This window comes from Agrococcus carbonis (assembly GCF_900104705.1).
Lineage (GTDB): Bacteria > Actinomycetota > Actinomycetes > Actinomycetales > Microbacteriaceae > Agrococcus > Agrococcus carbonis.
The window spans coordinates 2,207,896-2,227,614 of record NZ_LT629734.1 but is presented as its reverse complement, the minus strand read 5'-3'; the positions used below and the strand labels follow the sequence as shown (position 1 = coordinate 2,227,614).

The window sequence follows — 19,719 nt, the reverse complement described above, 5'->3', positions numbered from 1 at the left end:
AGAGCACTCCCGCAGTCTGGGGGTCGGGGATCATCAGAGGATCCCGGCCAGGAGGCCCGCGGGCAGCTGGATGCGCAGCGCGAGCGTGAAGAGGTAGAAGATGCCGAGCGAGAGCACGATCGCCGTGGCGGTCATGACGAGCCAGCGGCGGGCGCCCGTCGCGGCGGCGACGGCGACGAACGTCGCGGCGGCGGCGATCGGGTAGCCGAGCACGTCGACGGTGAGCGCGAAGCCGACCATCGCGGCGGCGGCGAGCGCGAGCTGCCACCAGCGCACGCGCGTGACGTCGACGTCGCCCTCGGCGGCGTCGGGGTGCCCGAGGCGCCCGCGCAGCACCTGCACGAGCAGGATCGCGCCGAGCACGGCCGTGAGGGTGCCCACGATGATCGGGAACTGGCCCGCGCCGAGGCCCGAGGCCGAGCGCGACGCGGGCTGACCCATCCCATCGATGATGGTGACCGCTCCGGTGGCGAGGACGGCGACCGCGAGCAGCAGCTCTGGCCAGCGGCGGGTGCCGGCGGACGGGCCCGCCCCGGGGCCGGCCGCGGGTGCGGCCGACTCCGGGGCGAGGGGGTCGTGGGTCGTCACTGGACGACGAGGCCCAGCTGCGAGAGCACGCCCTCGACGCGCTCGTTCTCGCTCGTGAGCCAGTCGCCGAACTCGTCGCCCGCGAGGAACAGGTCGTCCCAGTCGTTGGTCTCGAGCTGCTCGGCCCACGCGTCGGATGCGGCTGCCTCGGTGATGACGTCGACGTACTGCTGGCGCAGGCTGTCGTCGATGCCGCCGGGCGCCATGATCGAGCGCCAGTTGGCGAACTCGAGGTCGGGCTGGTCGATGTCGGTGACCGTCGGGATGTCGAGGCCCTCGATCGGCTCGGCGGTCGAGAGCAGCAGGCCGCGCAGCTCGCCGGTCTCGATCTGCTGGCGGAACTCGCCGATGCCCGAGATGCCGGCGCTCACCTGGTTGCCGAGCAGCGCGGTCGTCGCCTCGCCGCCGCCCGAGTAGGGCACGTAGTTGAGCGCGCTCGGGTCGATGTCGTACGCCTCGGCGAGGAGGCCGAGGAAGACGTGGTCGGCGCTGCCCGCCGAGCCGCCGGCGATCGGCACGCCCGCGGGGTCCTCGGCGATCGCGGCGAGCAGGTCGTCGATGGTCTCGAACTCGGACTCGGCCGGCACGACGATGACCTCGGCCTCGCCGATGAGGCGCGCGATGGGGGTGATGTCGTCGAGGCTCACGCCGGTGTCGTTGGTGAGCACGCCGCTCATCATCGCGAGGCCCGAGGCCATGAGCACGCCGTCGCGGCCGGGGTTGCCCGCCATCTGCGCGAGCGCGACGGTGCCGGATGCGCCGGGCACGTTGGTGACGGTGACCGCGCTCGCGAGCTCGGTCGACTCGAGCGTGCCGCTGAGCGCACGAGCGGTCTGGTCCCAGCCCGAGCCGGGGTTCGCGGGGGCGATGATCTCGACGCGCCCGAGGCTCTGCACCTCGGCCGTGCCGTCGCCGGGCGCCTCGCTGCCGGTGCTGGGCGCCTGGTTGGCGGTGGTGCAGCCCACCAGCGCCATGCCGACTGCCGCGACGACCGCGGCGATCTTGACGTGCTGCTTCACGTTCACTCCCTCGTGACTCGCTGTGTGCGGCGCCTCGATGCGCCGCTGGAGGGATACTTGCATACAGATATCCACTTTGGCGAACCCTGTGCCATGATGACCTCGTGGACGCCGCTGGTCGAGGACGACGGGAGGGCCGATCCGTCGCGTACGACCGGATCCGGGCCGGCATCGTCGACCGCTCGCTCGCGCCCGGCTCGGTGCTCTCCGCCCCCGAGCTCGCCGATCAGCTCGGCATGTCCCGCACCCCGGTGCGCGAGGCGCTCGCGACGCTCACGGCCGAGGGGCTCGCGGTGAAGCTGCCGTCGAACCGCACGATCGTGGCGCCCGTCTCGCTCGAGGAGCTCGAGCACGTCTACGACGTGCGCGCCCGCCTCGAGGGGCTCATCGCCGCCGACGCCGCGAAGCGCGTCACCCCCGCCGACGAGCAGATCCTGCTGCGGCAGGTGTCGCTCATGGATCGGCTGCGCGACGACTACCTCGAGGTCGTGCGGATCGGGGCAGCGTTCCACGACCACCTGCGCGAGATGAGCGGCAACGAGCTCGCCGCGAGCCTGCTGCACATCGTGCGCGCGCACGTCGACCGCTACCGCGAGCTGACGACCGAGCAGCCGGGCCGCAGCGGCCACGCCGCCGACGAGCACCGCGCGGTGTGCGAGGCCGTGCTCTCGGGCGACGCCGACCTCGCCGAGCGGGTCATGCGCGACCACATCGAGCACGCCCGCGCCGTCGCGATCAGCCTCGCGCGCCCCGTCGTCGAGGGCTGAGCGCGCCCGGCTCGCGGCGCCTCGCGGTCAGCGGCGGTCGATGACCCGCCGCAGGTAGTGGATGCGGTCGCGCAGCTGCTGCATCGACGCCTGCGCCACGGGCGGGCCGCCGCACACGCGCCGCGTCTCGGCGTGCACGAGGGCGTGCGCCTCGCCGCGCCGCTTCGCGACGATCGCGACGAGCGAGTTGAGCAGCTGCCGCTCCTCGCGCATGTTGCGGTAGAGCGGCTCCGGCGCCGCCTCGGCCGGCGGCCGCTCGCGGATGCGGGCCGCCTGGCGCGCGTGCCGGCGCTTGAGCAGGTCGGAGACCGACTCGGCGTCGAGCAGCCCCGGGATGCCGATGAAGTCGAGCTCCTCGTCGGTCGCGGGCTCGACGAGCTGCCCGAACTCGGCGTCGCCGAAGAGCACGCGGTCGAACGTCGCGCTCGACTCCATCGGCTCCCACGTGAACGGCGACGGCTCGCGCTCCTCGCGGTCGCCCCGCTCGGCCTCGGCCATCAGGTCGTCGTCGAGCAGCTGGTCGTCGGCCTGCTCCCGGTCGAGCGCGTGGTCGCGCTGCCGCTCGAGCTCGGCCGCGAGCGTCAGCAGCGGCGGCACGCTCGGCAGGAAGACGGTCGCGATCTCGCCGCGCTTCCGCGAGCGCACGAAGCGCCCGATCACCTGCGCGAAGAACAGCGGCGTCGCCGAGCTCGTCGCGTACACGCCCACCGCGAGGCGCGGCACGTCGACGCCCTCCGACACCATCCGCACCGCCACCATCCAGCGCGAGTCGCCCTTCGAGAAGGCGTCGATGCGGTCGGATGCGCCGGCGTCGTCCGAGAGCACGACCGTCGGTTCGTGCCCGGTGATGCCGCGCAGGATCTGCGCGTACTGCCTCGCCTGGGCCTGGTCGGTCGCGATCACCAGGCCCCCCGCATCCGGCACCGTCTGCCGCACGTGCGTGAGCCGCACGTCGGCTGAGCGCAGCACCTGCTGGATCCACTCGCCGCCGGGGTCGAGGGCGGTGCGCCAGGCACCGTTCGTGATGTCCTTCGTGTCGCCGTGGCCGAGCGTCGCCTTCATCTCGTCGCCCATCGACGTGCGCCACTGCATCGTGCCGGCGTAGGCCATGAAGACGACGGGGCGCACGACGTGGTCCTTGAGCGCGGCGTCGTAGCCGTAGGCGTAGTCGGTGCGCGAGAGGCGGATGCCGCGCTCGTCGCGCACGTACTCGACGAACGGGATGGGCGCGGTGTCGCTGCGGAACGGCGTGCCGGTGAGCGAGAGCCGCCGGGTGGCGGGGCCGAACGCCTCGAGCACCGCCTCGCCCCAGCTGAGCGCGTCGCCCGCGTGGTGCACCTCGTCGAGGATCACGAGGCTCGGCGCGCTGCGCGTGATGCGCTCGTGCACGGATGCGCGGGCCGCGACCTGCGCGTACGTCACGACGACGCCGTGGTACTGCCTCGGGTAGTCGCCGTCGGCGTTGGCGAAGTCGGGGTCGAGCCGGATGCCGGCGCGGTGCGCAGCGTCGGCCCACTGCTGCTTGAGGTGCTCGGTCGGGGCGACGACGGTGATGCGGTGCACGGCGCCGCGGCGCAGCAGCTCGGAGGCGAGGCGGAGCGCGAACGTCGTCTTGCCGGCGCCGGGCGTCGCGGCGGCGAGGAAGTCGCGCGGCTCGGTGCGGAAGTACTGCTCGAGCGCCTCCTGCTGCCAGGCGCGCAGCGGCTGGGCGGTGCCCCACGCGGCGCGCTCGGGGTAGGCGGGCGGCAGCTGGTCGGCGGCCCACGAGCCGATGCCGGGGTGCATGCCCGCGTGCCCGGCGGCGCCTCCCGCGTGGCTCGAGTGCGCCCCGGGAGCGGCGTGCCCGGAGCCGGGATGCCCGTGGGCATGGGCGGCTGCGGTCGGGCTGGTCACTCGCTCAATGGTAGGCGCGACCGCCCACGCGCCGGGCCCTCGCGTGTCGCGTCAGGGGGTCGCCGGCAGCATCTCGAACGAGTCGGCGGCGGCGTCGAGCTGGGCGTCGTCGACCTCGTCCGCGCCGCCCGAGAAGGCGAGCGCGATCGTGTGGCCGTCGGTGCGGTCGACCGCCGTGATCCACATCCCGTCGAAGACGCCGTCGACGTCGTCGGGCGTGCCGTAGGAGAAGTCGACGCGCACGGCGCTCGCGCTGCCGGGCACCTCGACGTCCTCCTGCGAGTGGATCGTGAAGCCCTCGAGCTGCGTCTGCGCCTGGGCGATGAGCACGCTCACCGCGGCGCGCGCCCCGTGGAAGCTGCCGAAGCCGTCGGCGAGCGAGAGCTGCGGGTCGGTCGCGCCGTCGCCCGAGAAGTAGCGCAGCGCGAAGGCGTCGGAGCCCCGCTGCTCCTCCCAGCCCTCGGGCACGTCGACGGATGCGCGACCCAGCACGCCGCGCTCGCCCGCGGTCGGGGCCGGGGCCGCCTCGGTCTCGTCGGTCGGGTCGGGCGTCGCTGCGGGCGCAGGCGTCGCGGGCATCGGCGTCGTCGGCACGGACTGCGCCGTCGGCTCGGGCGCGGGCGCCTGCGGCGGCGTGATGCACGCGCTCAGGAGCACGGTCGCGCCGAGTGCCGCGGCGAGCGCCGCAGCGCGGCGCAGTGCGGCGAGCCGCCCGGGTGCCGCAGACCGCCCTGGTGCCGCAGACCGTCTCGTTGCCGCGGTGCCCAGCATGCCCGAGCGCTCCAGCGCCGCCCCATCCATCGCTGGTCCCGCCATCCCTCGTCCCGCCATCGTGCGCTCCCCGCTCGCTCCTGCACCGCATCCGTCGCGGCCCGCTCTCGGCGCCGTGCGTCTCCCGGCGCCGCAGCCGACGCTACCGACCCGCCGCTGGGCGATCCCATCCATCCGTCGCGCATCGAGGGACGTGCACCTAGGCTGACCGCATGCACTACCTGCTCGGTCTCGCAGCCCTCGTGATGGGCGCCGTCATCGCCACGCGCCGCACGCGCCCCACGTGGTTCGTCGTGCTCACGTGCGTGCTCGTCGGCGTCGGCGCGCTGCTCGCGATCCTCAGCTACACGCGCGTCACCGATCCGCTCGGCCTGATCGTGAACTCGGTCGCGGGCTGGATCTTCGTCGGCCTCTCGATCATCACGATGCTGAGCGCGATCTTCGTGCTCGAGCGGCGCGGCGAGTTCGGCGAGGAGCGGCCGCCGCTCATCGGTGACAACCCGCTCGACGGCGACACCGACGACTCCGACGACCCGGCGCACGGCACGGCGCCCGCGGTCGCGACCGGCGCCCGCACGGGCTCGGGCGCGGAGCCGCGGGCGACGGGCGCGGTGCTCGGCGGCGCGGCCGCTGTGGGTGCCGCGGGCTCCGCGGCGAGCGGCTCCCCCGGGGCTGCAGGCATCGGCGCCTCCGGCACCGAGGCGTTCGCGGCCGAGTCCGTGGAGCGGCCCGAGCCGCCGACCGACCCCGACTTCGATGCGTGGACGGCCGCGGGCGAGCCCTCGGCACCGCGCACCGCGACCCCGACGACCGAGGAGGCAGGCATGACCCACCACGAGCACGACGCGAGCGCCCACGAGGGCGGGCACACGGATGCGGCGGCGCACTCCGGCGAGGACGCCGCGATGGAGAGCGGCCTCCGCGCCGCGTTCGGCGCCGGCGCGGGCGACCCCGGCGCGCACACCGACGAGCGGCCGGCCGAGCGGCTCGCCGACCGGCCGACGGCGAGCGACGGCGCCGAGGACGGCACGACCGTGATCGGCGCCGACCCCGACCTCGCGACCGACCCCGCGGACACGGATGTCGACGCCGCGCCCGAGGGCAGCGCGGACGACGGGCGCGGCTCGCGCGCCTGACCCGCGGGCGGGCTCCTGACCGAGCCCGCGCATCCGCCACCGCGACGCACGCCGGCGGGTGCGCTTGCGCCCGAGCGGTGCTGGCGCGCCCGCACCGGTGGGGCGCAGCCGCACCGGTCGGGCGCAGCACGCGTCGAGCGGGCGGTCGGCGGGGCCCGGCCCCGCGCATCCGCCCCGCGCATCCGCCCCCGCACGACGACGCCCGCCGAGCTGCTGCTCGGCGGGCGTCGTCGTGCGCGGGGAGGCTAGGCCTTGTCCTCGCCCTTGGTGTCGACCTCCTCGGCGAACGCCGGCGGCTCGTCACGACCGGCCTCCTCGTCGGCCTCGGCGTCGGCCGCCGTCTCCTGCACGATGCCTTGCGCGTGGTGCGTGGGCGCGTAGATCGTGTAGAGCTTCAGCGGCTCGCTGCCGGTGTTGATGATGTCGTGCCACGTGCCGGCGGGCACCTGCACGCTCCAGCCGTCGGTGATGTCCTGCTCGAAGGGCAGATCCTTCTCGGACGGCCCCATGACGACGCGCCCCTGCCCGGCGTCGAGGCGGATGAACTGGTCGGTGCCGTAGTGCACCTCGAGGCCGATCGAGCTGCCGGGCTCGATCGACATGAGCACCACCTGCAGGTGCGCGCCGCTCCAGGCGACGGTGCGGTAGTTCGTGTTCTCGCGCGAGGCGGTCTCGATGTCGAACGCGTTGCGCTGCGGTCCGTTGTCGTGGATCTCCATGTCGCGATCCTGCCCGGCGATCCTGAGCACCACCAGGGCGCCGATGCGGCGGGCGCCCGCATCGCGCCGCCAGCCGCCCGTGGTGTCGCCAGCCCATCCCCGCACGGCTCGGCCTGTCTCGTCGACCCCTTCCACCCGTCCCGACCCGGTGCACCAGGTCGGATTCGGCGGAAGCGGTCGTCGAGAGCCTCGCCTCGCCCGGTTCAGAGCGCAAGCAGCGGGCGACGCACTCGCGGGATGCCGTAGGCGGTGAGGATGCGGTCCAGACGTTCGGGGGACATGACGTCCGCCCAGATCCAGTGCGCAGGATCCCCGCTGAACAGGAGGTCGTCGTCCCGAGCCTTCTCCTTCGCGAGCGCCTGCGCTCCCGTCGCCCCCGACTGGTGGGCGAGCTCGCCGTACTTCTGGAGCCCGTCGAACTCCCCGTAGACCGGGCGGCGATCGATGAGCCTCCAGCACATGTCGACGCGATACCGCTTGCCGCTGCGCCCCGTCACCCACACCTGCAGCGCCGGCGCCGCGAAGCCGAGCTGGAAGATCCGCACGCGACTCCACGACTCCCCGACCGACTCGGCGGCGGCATCCGCGAACGCGATCGCCCACTCGGCGCGCGCCCGACCGCGCTTCGACTGGCGCGCCAGCGCCTCCAGGACCTCGTCCTTCGTCACCCTCTCGAGCCGCAGCGCCTGATCGATCGCGGAGACGGCGGTGAGCGCGTCGGCGCGCCGCGCGACGTCGGCCAACGCGTAGGCGAGCGAGCAGACGCGAAGGTCGCCCACTGCGACGATGTCCCGTTCGCCGAGCGGCGCTGGCGCGTGCACGACGCCGGACTTCCTGCCCGCGGTTCGCGCTCCGCCGGTGGTGTAGACGCACTCGGGCTCGAGCCCGTAGGGGATCCCATGGATCGCGAGCGCCGACTCACGGGCGAACACCGGACGGACTCGCGAGACGTGGACGGCCTGGATGCGCAGCAGGTACCGCGCCTCGCGCGTGGGCTGCCCGGCCGGTTCGACCGCATAGACGCCCCGGCGCACCCGGGTCAGTCGCCGGTCGCGTTCGGGTCGCGCTCCAGGTCTCGCGGCCGCCAGCTCCCGCGCGCCCAGCACAGCGAGCGGCTCGTTCGTCTCGGGCATGGCGCGCAGGATGCCGCAGTCGCGGCGGGCGCAGCCGGGCGGCGGCTGCCGCCTGTGGAGGCGTGAGCCGATCGGCGCTGTCTCGGACGACCGCTGTCTCGGGCGACCGCTGCCTCGTCGACCGGTTCCGCCGATCTCGACCTGGTGCACCGGGTCGAGATCGGCGGAACGGGTCGGCGAATGGCACAGCGGCCGGGGCGCGCGGCGCGCAGCGGATGCGCGGTGGTGCGGCAGAGCGGCCGGGCGCGGGGTGCCCAGAGGATGCGCGAGCGCGGGAGAGCGCCCACCGCCCGTGCGCGAGAATGGCGGGATGCGCATCCACTACCCCGCCGACCTGCCGGTCAGCGATGCGCGCGACGAGATCATGGCGGCGATCCGCGACCACCAGGTCGTCGTCGTCGCGGGCGCGACCGGCTCGGGCAAGACGACGCAGCTGCCCAAGATGCTGCTCGAGCTCGGCCGCGAGCGCATCGGCCACACGCAGCCGCGCCGGCTCGCGGCGCGCACGATCGCCGAGCGCCTCGCAGAGGAGCTCGAGGTCGAGATGGGCCGCGAGGTCGGCTACAAGGTGCGCTTCACCGACCAGGTCGCCGCCGACACCCGCATCAAGGTGATGACGGACGGCATCCTGCTCGCCGAGATGCACCGCGACCGCGACCTGAGGGCCTACGACGCGATCATCATCGACGAGGCGCACGAGCGCAGCCTCACGATCGACTTCCTCATCGGGTACCTGCAGCGCCTGCTGCCGCGCCGCCCCGACCTCAAGGTCGTCATCACGAGCGCGACGATCGACCCCGAGTCGTTCTCGCGCCACTTCGGCGGCGCCCCGATCATCGAGGTGTCGGGCCGCACGTTCCCGGTCGACATCCGCTACCGGCCGCTCGTCGCGGACGGCAAGGCGGCGGATGCGTCGGCCGACGCGGGCGAGGACGCCGACGACGAGGACGCCCACGTCGACCTCGACCCCGTCGAGGGCATCGCCGCGGCGCTCGCAGAGATCGCCCGCGACGACGCCGGCGACGTGCTCGTGTTCCTGCCGAGCGAGGCCGACATCCGCGACGCGCAGGATCAGCTGCAGGGGCGGCTCGGCCAGGCGACCGAGATCCTCCCGCTCTACGGGCGACTGAGCGCCGCCGACCAGCACCGGGTGTTCGAGCGCAGCACCCGCGCAGGCATCCGCCGCCGGGTCGTGCTCGCGACCAACGTGGCCGAGACCTCGCTGACCGTGCCCGGCATCCGGCACGTCATCGACACGGGCACCGCCCGCATCTCGCGCTACTCGGCGCGCTCGAAGGTGCAGCGGCTGCCGATCGAGGCGATCAGCCAGGCGAGCGCCAACCAGCGCTCGGGCCGTGCGGGGCGCGTGGCGCCGGGCATCGCGATCCGCCTCTACAGCGAGGCCGACTTCGAGAAGCGCCCGGAGTTCACCGACCCCGAGATCCTGCGCACGAACCTCGCGGCCGTCATCCTGCAGGCCGCATCGCTCGGGCTCGGGCCGCTCGCGGAGTTCCCCTTCCTGCAGCCGCCCGCCGCGCGCGACATCAAGGACGGCGACGACCTGCTGCGCGAGCTGGGCGCGATCAGCCCGTCGGGCGGCATCACGAAGATCGGGCGCGAGCTCGCGCGCCTGCCCGTCGATCCGAGGTTCGGGCGGATGGCCGTGGCCGGTCGGGATGCGGGCGTCGCCCACGAGGTCATCGCGATCGTCGCGGGGCTCACGATCCAGGATCCGCGGGAGCGGCCGCTCGAGCGACGGGAGGAGGCGGATCGGCTGCACGCGCGCTTCGCTGACCCGTCGAGCGACTTCATCACGCTGCTCGCGCTGTGGCGCTACCTGCAGGAGCGGCAGGCGGCGCTCTCGGGCAACCAGTTCCGGCGGATGTGCAAGGCGGAGCACCTGAACTTCCTGCGGGTGCGCGAGTGGCAGGACGTGGTGCGGCAGCTCACGCGCGCGCTGGGGCTCAAGCGAGAGCAGGCGCCTCGGGGTCTCGATACGCCGGCTTCGCCGGCTACTCGACCAGCGGAGGGACGGCGCGCGGAGCGGCGCAGCCCGCAGGTCGAGGAGCGCGCCGGCAACCCACGATCGTCGAGTAGCGCCGCAGGCGCGTATCGAGACGAGGCGGCGGGTGGTCTCGATACGCCGGCTTCGCCGGCTACTCGACCAACGGGCGGGCCCATGGAAGGCGCCGACGCCGACGCCATCCACAAGGCGCTCCTGGCCGGCCTCCTCGGCCGCATCGGCGTGCGCGACGAGACCGGCAAGGCGCAGCAGCCGCGCCCCGGCGAGAGCAAGCGGCAGCACGAGCGCCGCACGCGGCAGCGAGCCGAGTACCTCGGCGCCCGCGGCGCGCGCTTCCAGATCTTCCCCGGCTCGGGCCTCGCGAAGAGCCCGCCGCGCGCCGTCATGGCCGCCGAGCTCGTCGAGACGAGCCGCCTCTTCGCCCGTACCGTCGCATCCGTCGATCTCGCGTGGGCCGAGCCGCTCGCGGGCGATCTCGCGAAGCGGCAGGTGAGCGAGCCGCACTGGGAGCGCAAGCAGGGCGCGGTCGTCGCCTACGAGAAGGTGACGCTCTTCGGCGTGCCGATCGTCGAGCGGCGCCGCATCCAATACGCGCGCATCGACGCGGAGCACGCGCGCGAGCTCTTCATCCGGCACGCGCTCGTCGAGGGCGAGTGGGATTCGCCGCAGCAGTTCGAGCGCAAGAACCGCGAGCTGATCCGCGAGATCGAGCGGCTCGAGGAGCGCCAGCGGCGCCGCGACCTGCTCGTCGGCGACGAGGCGGTCTTCGACTTCTTCGACCAGCGGATCCCCGCCGACGTGCACTCGACGCGCACGTTCGAGGGCTGGTGGCGGAAGGCCCGCGAGGCGACCCCCGACCTGCTCACGATGACGCGCGCCGACCTCACCGGCGAGGAGCCGCAGGTCGACCAGCAGGCGTTCCCCACCCGCTGGCAGCAGGGCGAGCAGCGGCTGCGGCTCACCTACCGCTTCGAGCCGGGCGCCGCCGACGACGGGCTCACGGTGCACGTGCCGCTCGCGGTGCTGCCGCGGCTCACCGAGGCGGGCTTCGACTGGCTCGTGCCGGGCATGCGCGAGGAGCTGCTCACGGCGATGATCAAGAGCCTCCCGAAGCACATCCGCAAGCACGTCGTGCCCGCGGCCGACTGGGCGCGCGGCATGCTCGCCGACCTCCCGGCCGAGCCTCCCGCGGAGGGGGCGAGCGGCCCGCGCCCGCTCGCCGAGGTGCTCGCGGCGCGCATCTCGCGCACCGCCTACGTGCAGGCAGCCGGCACCGACGTCGACTGGGGACGCATCCCCGACCACCTCAAGCCCACCTTCGCCATCGAGGACTCCCGCGGCCGCCGCCTCGGCCAGGGCAAGGACCTCGAGGCGCTCAAGCGCCGCTTCGCCGGGCAGGCGCGCGCGCAGGTCGCGAAGGCGGCGGTGAAGGTGACGAGCGATCTCGAGCGCGACGAGGTCGCGGGCTTCGTCGAGGATCTCCCCGCCCACATCGACGTCAAGCAGGGCGGCAACACCGTGCGCGCCTACCCCGGCTATGCGATCACGGGCAAGGGCCGCGTCGGCATCCGGCTCGCGAGCACCCGCGAGGCGCAGCAGCGCGACCAGCGGGCGGCGGTGCGGCAGCTGCTGCTCGCACAGGTGCCGAGCCCGGCGCCCTACGTGCAGGCGAACCTCACCGGGGCAGAGAAGCTCGCCCTCGGCGCGAGCCCCTACCCGTCGACCGACAAGCTCTTCGATGACCTCATGCTCGCGATCATCGACGCCGAGCTCGCGGCGGGCGGAGAGGGCGACGCGCCGCCGGCGACCGCCGCCGAGTTCGAGGCGCTGCGCGCTCGCGTCGCCGACGGCCTCGTCGACCGCATGTTCGCGCTCGCGAGCCAGGTCGCGCGCATCCTGACCGCGGTGCGGAACGCCGACCGAGCGATCCGCGACGGCGCGAGCCTCGCCCACATGGCGGCGCTCGCCGACGCCCGCGCGCACCTCGAGCAGCTCGTCTTCGACGGCTTCGTGAGCCGCACGGGGCTCGCGCGGCTGCCGCGCCTCGAGGTCTACGTGCGCGCGATCGAGCATCGCGTCAAGCGGCTGCCCGAGACCGCCAACCGCGACCGCACCTGGATGGCCGAGGTCGAGCAGGCGACCGCCCTCTACACGGCCGCCGGGGGCGCGCTGCCGCTGCCGGCGTCGACGACGGATGCGGTGCCGGGCACCGACGAGGGCGCGCGGGCAGAGCGGCTGGTCACCGCCCGCTGGCTGCTCGAGGAGCTGCGCGTGAGCCTCTTCGCGCAGCAGCTCGGGACGGCGGGGCCGGTGTCGACGCAGCGCATCCGGAAGGTGCTCGCCGCCTGAGAGCGGCCTGGTCTCGATACGGCCGCTCCGCGGCCTACTCGACCAGCGAGGGAGGTCACCGGCTCGTCGAGCAGCGCCGGCCCCCTCGCTCGTCGAGTAGCGCCCGCAGGGCGCGTATCGAGACGACCGGCGGTCCGGTCTCGATACGGCCGCTGCGCGGCCTACTCGACCAGCGAGAGGGGGCCGCGCGCCCACCCAATACCCTGGAGGCGATGAGCTCCGACCGCTACGGCCCCGCCTTCCAGCGCAACGCATTCGCCCCCGGCATCCTCGCCGCGATCGCGCTCATGATCGGCATGGCGCTCATCGACACCGAGTGGGCCGAGATCTTCCGCTACGTGATCGCGATCCTCGCGCTCATCGTCGCGTGGTTCGCGGTGCAGGCGAAGCAGTGGTGGTGGGTCGCGGTCTTCGCGATCGTCGCAGTGATCTGGAACCCCGTGGTGCCGATCGCGTGGGAGGGCCAGGCCGGCAGCACCGTCTTCTTCATAGCGCATCCGCTCGCCGCGATCGCGTTCATCGCCGCGGGCGTGCTCATCAAGACCCCTCGCGACGACCGGTAGCGGGCCGGCGCTCGACGCGCCCCGGACGCACCCGGCGAGCCCACCGCATCCGCACCCCGAGGGACACCGCGGAGGCCTAGGATCGGCTGGTGCGCGCCTACGGTGAAGTCCTCAGAGTCCCGGGGCTCGCGCGCATCATCTTCTCGCAGCTGATCGCCCGCTTCCCGGCAGGGATGATGTCGCTCGGCATCCTCATGCACATGGAGCACGTGCACGGCACGTACAGCGCCGCCGGCCTCGTGCTCGCCGCCTTCTCGGTCGGGATGGCGACCGCCGGGCCGTTCATCACCCGGCTGCTGTCGCGCTTCGGCACGATCGGCGTGCTGCTCACGACCGCCGTCGTGTCGTGCGCCGCGCTGCTGGTCATGGCGACGCAGGCGCTGCCGCTGTGGGTCGACGTGCTCGCCGGCATCGTCGCGGGCGCCGCCACCCCGCCGATCACCCCGACCGTGCGCACCCTCTACCCGCGCATGGTGCAGCAGCGGCTGCTCGCGCCGCTGTTCTCGTTCGACGCGGCGCTGCAGGAGGTCATCTGGATCTTCGGGCCTGTGCTCGTCACGGTGCTCGTGTCGCTGCTCGGCACGGGGCCGACGCTGCTCGTGACCATCGCGATCCAGTTCGTCGGCGCGCTGCTGTTCATCGCCGCGCCCGAGGTGCGGCGGCTGCGCATCCCGCCGACGACGCGCAAGCTCGGGCGCGTGCTGCGGAAGCCCCCGGTGCTGCTGTCGGTCGTGATCTCGGCGATGTTCATCGGCGGGTTCGCCGCGGTCGAGGCGGGCGTCGTCGCGACGTTCGGCGAGGGAGCGCTCGAGGCGGGCATCGTGCTCGCCGTCTCGGCGCTCGGCTCGCTCCTGGGCGGCTTCGCGCTCGGGCACCGCGGCATCACGCCGTGGTCGGTCGCGATCCGGCTCGCGATCGTGCTGCTCGGCATGGTCATCGCGCTGCCGCTGAGCGACGTCGTCGGCCTCTCGATCGCGCTGTTCATCGCGGGGCTCGGCACCGCGCCCGCGCTCGCGGCGTTCTCCGCGATCGTCGCAGCGACCGTGAAGTTCGCCGACACCCCCGAGGCCTACGCCTGGATCGGCACCGGGCAGCTGCTCGGCGCCGCCGTCGGCTCGGCCATCGCGGGCGTCGCGATCGACGCGATCGGCGGCGTCGGCGGCGTGTGGGTCGCGGTCGTGATGGTGGCGATCGCGGCGGCGGTCGCGGCGATCTTCCGCCGCCACCAGCCCGACCTGCGGCACGGCATCGGCGACCCGCCCGACACGGCGCCGGTCGAGCTGCCGCGCTGAGGCGCGCGCTTCGCCTGCGCGCCGCGCCTGCGCGCCGCATCGGCCGCATCGGCCGCATCGGCCGCAAGAGTTGCGGCGAGTCGCGCTCGCGCGGGCCCGCAACGCGCAACACGCCGCAACTCTGGGTCGCGGATGCGCGGCTGCGGGGACGCGTCACGCTCCGCGCAGCGCGAGCGCTGCGCAGAGACGGGCCGCGCGTAGGGTGGCCGCGTGAGCCAGTACCGCGAGCGCCTCCGCGCGCTGCCCACCTTCCCCGAGACCATGCCGACGCTCGACCCCGAGGCCGTGCCGACGCATCCGCTCGACCTCTTCACCGCGTGGCTCGACGACGCGATCGGCAGCGGCGAGCGGCAGCCGAACGCCTTCGCGCTCAGCACGATCGGCGACGACGGCGCGCCCGCGAGCCGCACGCTCATCGTCAAGGACGTCGATGAGCGCGGCCTGCACTTCTCGTCGAACCGCTCGTCGCGCAAGGGGCAGGAGCTCGAGCGGAACCCGGTCGCGACGGCGCTGTTCTTCTGGCGCGAGCTCGGCCGCCAGGTCGAGGTGAGCGGATTCGTGACCGACCTGGGTGCGGATGCGGCGCAGGCGGATTGGCGCGAACGCCCGAGCTACGCGGGCGAGCCGAACCCCGACTGGGTGCTGTGGGCGCTCGAGCCGACGCGGTGCGTGTTCCTGCAGGCGACGCTCGACCGCAAGCACGTGCGCGTCGAGTACCTGCGCGGCGGCGACGGCTGGGAGCACCGGCAGCCGACGACGCCGGCGGGCTGATGACGGGCGCGCGCGACTCGTCGGGCGACATCGGCGATGTGTCCGATCGCTCGATGACCGCTGACGTCCGCATCCCGAGTGAGGTCGCGGCCGTCCTTCGCTACTACGTGTACACACTGCGCGACCCGCGAGACGGACAAGTCTTCTACGTGGGCAAGGGGATCGGCGATCGCATCAACGCCCACGTGCGCGAGGCCGGAGCAGACCCGCAGTCCGAGCGCGCAAAGCTTCGCCGAATCCGGGAGATCGAGGCGAACGGGCAAGCCGTCGACTTGCTGTTCCTTCGAACGGGCATCGACGACGAGCACACCGCGTACATCGTCGAGCAAGCGGTCATCGACGCGTTCCGTGCAGATCATCACCCGCTGACCAACCTGGTGCGCGGCCATCACTCGGGCCGGCACGGCCTGGCTGCGCTACCCGCCGTCATCGCACGTCATCGTGCCCAGGCCTGTCCGCCGATCGATGGCCCGGTGATCATGCTCAAGATCCAGAACGGCTGGCGACCGGACATGAGCGAGCAGGAGACCTACGACAAGACCCGGGGTCATTGGAAGATCGCGGGATGGGTTCGCGAGCGCGCGCAGTACGCGCTCGGCATCGCCTATGGCGTCGTGCGCGGCGCGTATCGCATCGACTCCTGGTTCCCGTCGGAGATGCCTTGGGATCAGGGCAAGGACCGGTGGGGCTTCGAGGGCACGCGCGCACCGGAGCTCGCGCATGTCGTCGGCACGCACGTGCGCGACGCGTTCCCCAACCAGGTGATGTACCGGCGCTTCATGGACGGCTACGCGGGTTCGACGAATCCAGAAGCGAGCCCCGTCTGATCCCGCGCGCGGAACTGTCACCATCGAGGCGTGCCCTCCACTCTCGCGCTCAACGGCGGCTGGACGCACCGGCAGCCGACGACGCCGGCGGGCTGATGACGGGCGAGGCTGTCGCCGTCGCGCGCGGGAGCGACCTCGGCGAGCCGTACCGGCGGCGCATCGCCGAGGTGTACGTGCGGGCGTTCGCGGGCGACTTCGTCGCGTTCTCGCGCGACACCGCCAAGCTCGCGGACGCGTTCGAGCACATGCTGCTACTCGAGCGGTTCCACGTCGCGCTCGTCGACGGCGAGCCCGCCGGCCTCGCCTCGCTGACGCAGGGCGACGAGCGGCTCTTCGCGCCCCGCTGGGACGAGATCCGGCGACATCTCGGCCCGGTGCGCGGTCGGCTGGCGTCGCGCGTGATCGCGCGCTGGTTCATGGCGATCGGGCGCGGATGCGCGCGAGGGCCGCGGCGAGATCGGGTTCGTCGCGACCGAGCCGGCGTTCCAGGGACGCGGTGTCGCGACGGCCCTGTTGCGCCACCTGATCGCGCAGCCGGGCTTCGACGAGTTCGTGCTCGAGGACATCAAGGACACGAACGAGGCGGCGCTCGCCGTCTACGCGAAGGTCGGCTTCGAGGTCTACAAGCGGCGCCCGCAGCGCTTCGCGCGGCTCGCCGGCTTCCGCGAGCTCGTCTCGATGCGACTGGTGCCGGGCGGCTGAGTCTCCGGGCCCACGCGCGGCACTGACACAATCGACGCGTGCCCTCCACTCTCCCGCTCAACGACGGCAGCGCCATCCCCGCGCTCGGCTTCGGCCTCTACAAGGTGCCGGCCGACGAGACCGAGCGGGTGGTCGCCGACGGCATCGCGGCGGGCTACCGGCTGATCGACGGCGCCGAGTTCTACGGCAACGAGCGCGAGATGGGCGACGGCGTGCGCCGCGCGGTCGACGCCGGCGTGCCGCGGGAGGACCTCACCGTCACGAGCAAGTTCTGGGGCGACCCCGTGCAGTCGGCGGATGCGCTGCGGGCGTCGTTCGAGCAGAGCGCGGCCGCGCTCGGCACGGGCATCGACGTCTACATGATCCACTGGCCGAGGCCCGCGCGAGACCGCTTCGTCGAGGTGTGGCGGGCGATGCTCGAGCTGCAGCAGGCGGGGCGCGTGCGCACCCTCGGCGTCAGCAACTTCACCGAGCAGCACCTGCAGCGACTCATCGACGAGACCGGCGTCACGCCCGCGATCAACCAGGTCGAGTCGCACCCGTGGCTGCCGCAGCACGAGCTGCGCGCCTTCCACGCCGAGCACGGCATCGTCACGCAGGCGTGGAGCCCGCTCGGCCGCGCCCGCGTGCTCAGCGACCCCACCATCCAGGCGATCGCGCGGGCGCACGGCGTCTCGCCCGCGCAGGCGATCATCCGGTGGCACCTGCAGCTCGGCGGCGCGCTCATCCCCAAGTCGACGCATCCGCACCGGCTGCGCGAGAACCTCGACGTCGACGGCTTCGCGCTCAGCGACGACGAGATGGCACAGATCGCGGCGCTCGAGACCGGCGAGCGCACCGGCACCCACCCGGACGAGCGCCAGTGACCGCGCCGACCGCTTCCGACCCCGCGGCCGAGCCGGCGCCCGTCCCCGTGCTGCCGCACGCGCACGCCGTCACGTGGGGCGTCGCGGCGCTGCCCCAGCGCGGCCCCAAGCGCGAGCTGAGCACCGAGCGCATCGTCGAGGCGGCGATCGAGATCGCCGATGCCGACGGGCTCGAGGCGGTGAGCATGGGCAAGGTCGCGGCGCGCCTCGGCGCGGCGCCGATGAGCCTCTACCGCTACGTCACGGGCAAGGACGACCTGCTGCTGCTCATGTTCGACGCGGCGAGCGAGGTGACGGTGCCGGGCGCTGCGGGCACGTGGCGCGAGCGGCTGCGCGAATGGGCGGCGTTCGTGCGCGCGGCCTACGACGCCCACCCCTGGCTCGCCGATCTGCCGCCGTCGTCGACCCCGACCACCCCCAACCGGCTCGCGATCATCGAGGCGGGCCTCGGCGCGCTCGAGGACATCGCGGCGCCCGTGAGCATCAAGCTGCCGCTGCTGCGCCTGCTGCTCGGCTACATCGCCCTCTACGCGCAGGCGACGAGCGACGCGGACGTCGACGAGAGCGTGCGCCGGTCGCTGCCGCAGCTCGTCTCCCCTGAGCGCTTCCCGCTGCTCGCGCCGGCGGCGCGCGAGGGGCTCTTCGACGAGCAGGGCGGCGACGACGCCGCGAACGGCTTCGCCTTCGGCCTCAACCGCCTCTTCGACGGCATCGAGCTGTGGCTCGAGCGTCGCACCGTCGACGACGAGCTGCCCGAGCTGCCCGCCGCCATCACCGACGACAAGCAGGTGCGCGACGCCGCGAAGCTCGTCGAGAAGGCCCGCGCCGACCTGCGCGCCGCCGAGGCGAAGGCGGCGGATGCGGTGGCGAAGGCCACCGAGCGCCTGCGGGCCGTCGAGGCCAAGGCCGCCGCCGCCGCCGAGAAGGAGGCCGCGAAGCAGGCGGTGAAGGCCGCGAAGGCCGAGGCCCGCGCCCGCAAGTAGCCCCCTCGCCCGTCGAGGAGCGCGCGGCCCCAGGCCGCTCGCCGCCGACCCAAGCGCATCGCCCCCTCGCCGGTCGAGGAGCGCGCGGCCGCAGGCCGCTCGCGTCACGAGCCCCGCCCCAAGCGGATCGCCCCCTCGCCGGTCGAGGAGCGCGCGGCCGCAGGCCGCACGCGTCACGAGACCCGCCGACCCAAGCGCATCGCCCCCCGCTCGCCGGTCGAGGAGCGCGCGGCCGAAGGCCGCACGCGTCACGAGACCTGACGCCCAACTCGCACGAAAGGTTGGGCTGCGCTTCCGCGAGCTGCCGCGCACTCTGGAAGCATGACCCGCAGACTCCTCTCGATGGCCGGCATCGTCATCGCCGGCACCGTCCTCCTCACCGGCTGCGGCGCGATCGGCGCCGGTTCGAGCTCACCGGAGTCCGAGCCGGGCGCGATGCCGGGCTCCGCGCCCGACTGGGGCAGCGCCGAAGGCCCGATGCCGCTCCCCGACGAGGCGACCGACGGCGGCGGACCCGCCGAGGAGGGCGGCGATCCGTCGCTCCCCCAGGCGACCGACGAGGATCGCGCCGTCATCATCTCGGGCACGGTCGGCATGCGCGCCGCCGACCCGATCGGCATGGCGGATGCGGTGGCCGACGCCGCCGAGGCCCGTGACGGTGCGATCGACCGCAGGGCCGAGCGCGCATCCACCGACTTCGAGCCCGCGTGGGCGACGCTCACCGTGCGGGTGCCGGCCGCCGAGGTCGAGGGCATGCTCGCCGCGCTCCGCGCGCTCGCCGAGGTGACCCAGGTCGACATGGGCGAGGAGGTCGTCACGAGCCAGGTGCGCGACCTCGAGGTGCGCGTGACCGCCGCCCGCGCATCCGTCGACCGCCTCACCGACCTGCTCGCGACCGCCGCCGACACCGAGACGCTCCTCGAGGTCGAGGCGCAGCTCACGCAGCGCACGAGCGAGCTCGAGCAGCTGCTCTCCCAGCAGCGCGCCCTCGACGAGCAGGTCGCGATGTCGACGATCGAGGTGCAGATCCGCTCGACGACCGTCGAGGGCCCGAGCGGCACACCGAGCTTCTGGGACGGCCTCGTGGCCGGCTGGCAGGCGTTCCTCGCCTGGGGCGCGACCTTCCTCTACGGCCTCGGCCAGTCGATCCCGGCGCTCGTGCTGCTCGCCGCGATCGCGCTCATCGCGTGGCTCGTCATCCGCCGCATCATCAAGCGTCGGCCGGCGGCGGCCGCACCGGTCGAGGGCGCGACGGTCGTCAACCCGGTCGCGGCGACACCGGCCGAGTAGGGCGACGGCGCTCGCATCGTCGCCGCG

The 19,719-nt window shown here is 73.8% G+C and carries 17 protein-coding genes; 11 read left to right on the top strand and 6 right to left on the bottom strand.

Going from position 1 to position 19,719, the window contains the following annotated elements; translation table 11 throughout:
* Positions 1–33 precede the first annotated feature (33 nt).
* Both BLT67_RS10715 and BLT67_RS10710 read right to left on the bottom strand, forming a co-directional pair.
* The gene (locus BLT67_RS10715; protein WP_092667009.1) at positions 34–588 is read right to left on the bottom strand and encodes a tripartite tricarboxylate transporter TctB family protein; all 555 of its coding nucleotides are present in this window, start codon (positions 586–588) and stop codon (positions 34–36) included.
* Positions 585–1,607, bottom strand: a complete 1,023-nt coding sequence (locus BLT67_RS10710; protein ID WP_197674416.1) for a Bug family tripartite tricarboxylate transporter substrate binding protein — start codon at positions 1,605–1,607, stop codon at positions 585–587. The genes BLT67_RS10715 and BLT67_RS10710 overlap by 4 nt, the downstream gene beginning before the upstream one ends.
* A 104-nt stretch (positions 1,608–1,711) precedes the next feature.
* On the opposite strand from BLT67_RS10710, the gene BLT67_RS10705 reads away from it, so the two are divergent.
* Complete coding sequence (locus tag BLT67_RS10705; protein WP_092667007.1) at positions 1,712–2,374, top strand: GntR family transcriptional regulator; 663 nt, start codon at positions 1,712–1,714, stop codon at positions 2,372–2,374.
* 27 nt (positions 2,375–2,401) lie between these two features.
* Here BLT67_RS10705 and BLT67_RS10700 read toward each other — a convergent pair whose 3' ends face one another.
* The gene (locus BLT67_RS10700; protein WP_092667629.1) at positions 2,402–4,159 is read right to left on the bottom strand and encodes a DEAD/DEAH box helicase; all 1,758 of its coding nucleotides are present in this window, start codon (positions 4,157–4,159) and stop codon (positions 2,402–2,404) included.
* A 159-nt stretch (positions 4,160–4,318) separates the two neighbouring features.
* On the bottom strand, positions 4,319–4,924 hold the full coding sequence (locus BLT67_RS10695; protein ID WP_157674330.1) for a hypothetical protein: 606 nt from the start codon (positions 4,922–4,924) through the stop codon (positions 4,319–4,321).
* A gap of 326 nt (positions 4,925–5,250) precedes the next feature.
* On the opposite strand from BLT67_RS10695, the gene BLT67_RS10690 reads away from it, so the two are divergent.
* Entirely contained in the window at positions 5,251–6,174 is a 924-nt protein-coding gene (locus tag BLT67_RS10690; RefSeq protein ID WP_092667005.1) for a hypothetical protein, read from the top strand.
* A 245-nt stretch (positions 6,175–6,419) separates the two neighbouring features.
* Here the strand turns inward: BLT67_RS10690 and BLT67_RS10685 are convergent, their stop codons facing one another.
* Both BLT67_RS10685 and BLT67_RS10680 read right to left on the bottom strand, forming a co-directional pair.
* A complete protein-coding gene (locus BLT67_RS10685; protein WP_092667004.1) occupies positions 6,420–6,893 on the bottom strand; it encodes a cupin domain-containing protein in 474 nt (157 codons plus the stop codon).
* 203 nt (positions 6,894–7,096) lie between these two features.
* Positions 7,097–8,026: a hypothetical protein gene (locus BLT67_RS10680; RefSeq protein ID WP_092667003.1), complete on the bottom strand. Its 930-nt coding sequence runs from the start codon at positions 8,024–8,026 to the stop codon at positions 7,097–7,099.
* 310 nt (positions 8,027–8,336) lie between these two features.
* Here BLT67_RS10680 and hrpA point away from each other — a divergent pair, with 310 nt between their 5' ends.
* The 9 genes from hrpA to BLT67_RS10635 all read left to right on the top strand — a co-directional run bounded on the left by hrpA (position 8,337) and on the right by BLT67_RS10635 (position 19,692).
* Positions 8,337–12,398, top strand: a complete 4,062-nt coding sequence (gene hrpA, locus BLT67_RS10675) for an ATP-dependent RNA helicase HrpA (RefSeq protein WP_092667002.1) — start codon at positions 8,337–8,339, stop codon at positions 12,396–12,398.
* A 212-nt stretch (positions 12,399–12,610) separates the two neighbouring features.
* Positions 12,611–12,961, top strand: a complete 351-nt coding sequence (locus BLT67_RS10670) for a DUF6804 family protein (protein ID WP_092667001.1) — start codon at positions 12,611–12,613, stop codon at positions 12,959–12,961.
* A gap of 89 nt (positions 12,962–13,050) precedes the next feature.
* Positions 13,051–14,253, top strand: a complete 1,203-nt coding sequence (locus tag BLT67_RS10665) for an MFS transporter (RefSeq protein ID WP_092667000.1) — start codon at positions 13,051–13,053, stop codon at positions 14,251–14,253.
* 210 nt (positions 14,254–14,463) lie between these two features.
* The gene (locus BLT67_RS10660; RefSeq protein ID WP_092666999.1) at positions 14,464–15,024 is read left to right on the top strand and encodes a pyridoxine/pyridoxamine 5'-phosphate oxidase; all 561 of its coding nucleotides are present in this window, start codon (positions 14,464–14,466) and stop codon (positions 15,022–15,024) included.
* A gap of 53 nt (positions 15,025–15,077) precedes the next feature.
* A complete protein-coding gene (locus BLT67_RS10655) occupies positions 15,078–15,851 on the top strand; it encodes an LEM-3-like GIY-YIG domain-containing protein (RefSeq protein WP_157674329.1) in 774 nt (257 codons plus the stop codon).
* Between the two features lie 456 nt (positions 15,852–16,307).
* Positions 16,308–16,553, top strand: coding sequence for a GNAT family N-acetyltransferase (locus BLT67_RS13610; protein ID WP_197674469.1), 246 nt, complete (start codon positions 16,308–16,310; stop codon positions 16,551–16,553).
* Positions 16,554–16,591: 38 nt separating this feature from the next.
* Positions 16,592–17,419, top strand: coding sequence for an aldo/keto reductase (locus tag BLT67_RS10645; RefSeq protein ID WP_092666997.1), 828 nt, complete (start codon positions 16,592–16,594; stop codon positions 17,417–17,419).
* Positions 17,416–18,402 carry a TetR/AcrR family transcriptional regulator gene (locus tag BLT67_RS10640; RefSeq protein WP_092666996.1) on the top strand — a complete coding sequence of 329 codons (987 nt, stop codon included), beginning with the start codon at positions 17,416–17,418 and terminating at the stop codon, positions 18,400–18,402. The genes BLT67_RS10645 and BLT67_RS10640 overlap by 4 nt, the downstream gene beginning before the upstream one ends.
* Positions 18,403–18,723: 321 nt before the next feature.
* Positions 18,724–19,692, top strand: a complete 969-nt coding sequence (locus tag BLT67_RS10635) for a DUF4349 domain-containing protein (protein WP_092666995.1) — start codon at positions 18,724–18,726, stop codon at positions 19,690–19,692.
* The last annotated feature ends 27 nt before the right edge of the window (positions 19,693–19,719 follow it).

Excerpts from the sequence above, each read along its gene's own strand:
- BLT67_RS10700 (WP_092667629.1), bottom strand. The coding sequence starts at position 4,159 with ATGCACCCCGGCATCGGCTCGTGGGCCGCCGACCAGCTGCCGCCCGCC.
- BLT67_RS10690 (WP_092667005.1), top strand. The coding sequence starts at position 5,251 with ATGCACTACCTGCTCGGTCTCGCAGCCCTCGTGATGGGCGCCGTCATC.
- BLT67_RS10685 (WP_092667004.1), bottom strand. The coding sequence starts at position 6,893 with ATGGAGATCCACGACAACGGACCGCAGCGCAACGCGTTCGACATCGAG.
- BLT67_RS10680 (WP_092667003.1), bottom strand. The coding sequence starts at position 8,026 with ATGCCCGAGACGAACGAGCCGCTCGCTGTGCTGGGCGCGCGGGAGCTG.
- hrpA (WP_092667002.1), top strand. The coding sequence starts at position 8,337 with ATGCGCATCCACTACCCCGCCGACCTGCCGGTCAGCGATGCGCGCGAC.
- BLT67_RS10670 (WP_092667001.1), top strand. The coding sequence starts at position 12,611 with ATGAGCTCCGACCGCTACGGCCCCGCCTTCCAGCGCAACGCATTCGCC.
- BLT67_RS10655 (WP_157674329.1), top strand. The coding sequence starts at position 15,078 with ATGACCGCTGACGTCCGCATCCCGAGTGAGGTCGCGGCCGTCCTTCGC.
- BLT67_RS10635 (WP_092666995.1), top strand. The coding sequence starts at position 18,724 with ATGACCCGCAGACTCCTCTCGATGGCCGGCATCGTCATCGCCGGCACC.